Source organism: Micromonospora sp. NPDC003776 (assembly GCF_053605645.1).
Map to the genome: position 1 here is coordinate 1 of NZ_JBSGJR010000683.1, position 3,282 is coordinate 3,282.

Below are 3,282 nucleotides of genomic sequence, written 5' to 3' on the forward strand. Positions count from 1 at the left end.
ACCGCCGGGAGTGGCCCGGTGGCAGGACGTGGAGCCGACCATAAGACCCGCCCCGGCGGGCCGGTGGCCATGAAACGTCAACCCGGCCCCGCCCAGGCGGGTAAGACCGGGACCGTCCCACCGCAAGGCGGGACATGCCGATCAGTCGCTAAAGCGCACTGACAGGTAACGGGTCAGAGTTGGCCGAGGGACTTCAGGCGGAGGTAGGTGTCGGCGATGGCGGGGGCGAGGCGGTCGGCGGGGGCGTCGACCACGGTCACGCCGTGCCGGGACAGGGCCGCCCGGACCCGGTCCCGTTCCGCGAGGGCCCGCCACGCTGCCGTGGCGGCGTAGGCGTCGTCGAGGCGGGCCGGCGGTGCGGCGGTGAGCCCGGCCAGCACCGGGTCGTGGGTCGCGGCGATCACCACCCGGTGCCGGGCGGCCAGCCGGGGCAGCACCGGCAGCAGCCCTTCGCCGAGCGCGCCCGCCTCCAGGGCGGTGAAGAGCACCACCAGGCTGCGCCGCCGCTCCCGGCGTAGCACCTCCCCGGCGATCAGCTCGAAGTCGGTCTCGACGAGCGCCGGCTGCAGCGGGGCGACCGCGTCCACCAGCCGGGCGAGCAGGGCGGGCCGGCCGCTGCCGGTCACCGTGGCCCGCAGGGTGGCGTCGGCGGCGAACAGGTCGACCCTGTCGCCGGCGCGGGCGGCCAGCGCGGTGAGCAGCAGCGCCGCGTCGATCGCGGTGTCCAGCCGGGGCTCGTCGCCGACCCGTACCGCCGAGGTGCGGCCGGTGTCCAGCACGCAGACCAGCCGCCGGTCCCGCTCCGGCCGCCAGGTACGCACCAGCACGTCGGAGCGGCGCGCGCTGGCCCGCCAGTCGATCGAGCGCACGTCGTCACCGACCACGTACTCGCGCAGGGTGTCGAACTCGGTGCCCTGGCCGCGTCCCCGGGTCACCTGCACCCCGTCGATGATCCGTAGCCGGGCCAGCTTCTCCGGCAGGTGCCGGCGGGAGTCGAAGCGGGGCAGCACGCGCAGGGTCCACGGTGGGGTGGCGGGCCGGCCGGCGCGCTGCCGGAAGGCCAGCCGCAGCGGCCCGAGGGAGCGTACGGTCAGCTCGCCCGCCGGCCGGTCGCCCCGCCGGGTCGGGGTGAGCCGGACCGGCAGCGTCGCCATGCCACCCGGTTCCACAGTGAGCGCCCGTCCGGCCGGCACGTCGGGCCGTGCGCCCGCCGAGGGCACCCACGCGTCGCGTACCTGCGCGCGCAGCACCCGGTCGGAGGCGTTGGCCAGGTGCAGGGTGACGGTGGCGGTGCCGCCCAGCCGGACCGCCCGGTCGCCGGTGCGGCTGGCGGTGAGTGCGTGCAGCGGCGCCGCGAGGGCCCAGTCGAGCGCGACGAGCAGCAGCACCAGGCCGGTCATCACGGCGACGCCGAGGTACGGCGCCGGCCAGACCGGCAGGGTGGCCGCACCGGCGCCCAGCAGCAGCGCCGCCCGCCAGGTCATCGTGGGGTCGGCACGGTGGCCAGCACCGCGTCCAGCACCGCGTCGACGGTCACTCCCTCCAGTTCCACCTCCGGACGCAGCCGCAGCCGGTGCCGCAGCGTGGGCCGGGCCACCGCCTTCACATCATCCGGGGTGACGTGGTCGCGGCCGGCCAGCCAGGACCACGCCTTGGCGGTGGCGAGTACGGCGGTGGCGCCGCGGGGCGAGGCGCCCAGCTCCAGTGCGGGGGCGACCCGGGTGGCCCGGCACAGGTCCACGATGTAGCCGAGGACGGGCTCGGCCACGTGCACCCCGCGGACGGCCTCCCGGGCGGCGGCCAGGTCGGCCGCGGTGGCGACCGGGCGTACGCCGACCGCCCGCAGGTCGCGCGGGTCGAAACCGGCGTGGTGGGCGCGGAGCACACCCAGCTCCTCGTCCCGGCTGGGCAGCGGCACGGTCAGCTTGAGCAGGAACCGGTCGAGCTGCGCCTCCGGCAGCGGGTAGGTGCCCTCGTACTCGATCGGGTTCTGGGTGGCGGCCACGATGAACGGCTCGGGCAGCGGCCGGCGCTCGCCCTCGACGGACACCTGCCGCTCCTCCATCACCTCCAGCAGCGCCGACTGGGTCTTCGGCGGGGTGCGGTTGATCTCGTCGGCGAGGAGCAGGTTGGTGAAGACCGGCCCCTCCCGGAAGGTGAACGCCGCGGTGTGCGGGTCGAAGATCAGCGAACCGGTGACGTCGCCGGGCATCAGGTCCGGGGTGAACTGCACCCGCTTGGAGTCCAGGTCGAGCGCGGTGGCCACGGTCCGGATGAGCAGGGTCTTGGCCACCCCGGGTACGCCCTCCAGCAGCACGTGCCCGCGGCAGAGCAGGGCGAGCACCAGCCCGGTGACCACGGCGTCCTGCCCGACGACGGCCTTGGCCACCTCGGCCCGCAGCCGGTGCAGGGCGGCACGGGCGTCGGGCTGCGCGACGGCCGGCGCGATGACGGGTCCGGTCACCGGGTGTCTCCTTCGGTCGGGTGGATGACGGTACGGGTCAGGGCGTCCAGGTCGCGGGCCAGCGCCAGCAGCTCCTGGTCGGTGGTCGGCTCGGCGCCGTGCAGCAGTTCCGTGACCTGTTCGGGGTCGCGGCCGGTGTGGGCGGCGACCCGCGCCGCCACGTCGGCGGGCGGGGTGTCGGCCGGCAGGCCGATCCGGGGCAGCAGGCGGGCCAGCGTGGCGGCGCGCAGGGTGTCGGCGGCCGGCCCTCGCGCCCGGGCCCGCCGGTAGAGCCGGGCGCGGCCGAGCACCGTCTCGGCCGAGGGGACGGTCACCGGCAACGGCTCCGGGACCGGCGGGCCGAGCCGGCGGGCCCGCCAGAGCACCACCAGCAGGCCGGCCAGCGCGAGCTGGAGCAGCAGGGCCCAGAACCAGGCCGGGAAGGCGTCCCAGAGCGGGTTGTCCCAGGGTCCGCCGCTGTCGCTCCGGTCGTCGGAGCGGCCGTCGTCGCCGGATCCGTTCCCGGATCCGTTCCCGGATCCGTTCCCGGATCCGTCGCCGTGGCCGCCGCCCGGAACGGGTGACCAGCTCGGACCGGTCGGTGCCGGGGCCGGGCCGGGCAGGTCGAGCCAGACCAGCGGGCGGGGACCGCCGAGCAGGCCGGTGGCCAGCGCCCGGTTGCCCCACTCGTCGATCCGGTCGTTGCGGAACGGGTCGCTGGCGCCGATCACCACCACCTCGGTACGCCACGGCACCTGGACCAGCCCGCCGGCGTAGCAGGCGCCGACCGTCCCGCCGGACCGGGCCGCGTAGTGCTGCTGCTCGGCGGCGGCGCGGCC

Annotated in this window: 2 protein-coding genes and 1 pseudogene; all 3 read right to left on the reverse strand. The window is 76.6% G+C overall.

From position 1 onward, the window contains the following. Positions 1-173 precede the first annotated feature (173 nt). Positions 174-1,484, reverse strand: a complete 1,311-nt coding sequence (locus ACWEVO_RS33260; protein ID WP_452311392.1) for a DUF58 domain-containing protein — start codon at positions 1,482-1,484, stop codon at positions 174-176. Then, a complete protein-coding gene (locus ACWEVO_RS33265) occupies positions 1,481-2,464 on the reverse strand; it encodes an AAA family ATPase (protein ID WP_452311393.1) in 984 nt (327 codons plus the stop codon). The genes ACWEVO_RS33260 and ACWEVO_RS33265 overlap by 4 nt, the downstream gene beginning before the upstream one ends. Continuing rightward, positions 2,461-3,282 (reverse strand): annotated as a pseudogene (locus tag ACWEVO_RS33270) (DUF4350 domain-containing protein); the annotation flags it as partial. The gene ACWEVO_RS33265 and the pseudogene ACWEVO_RS33270, both read right to left, overlap by 4 nt.

Excerpts from the sequence above, each read along its gene's own strand:
- ACWEVO_RS33260 (WP_452311392.1), bottom strand. The coding sequence starts at position 1,484 with ATGACCTGGCGGGCGGCGCTGCTGCTGGGCGCCGGTGCGGCCACCCTG.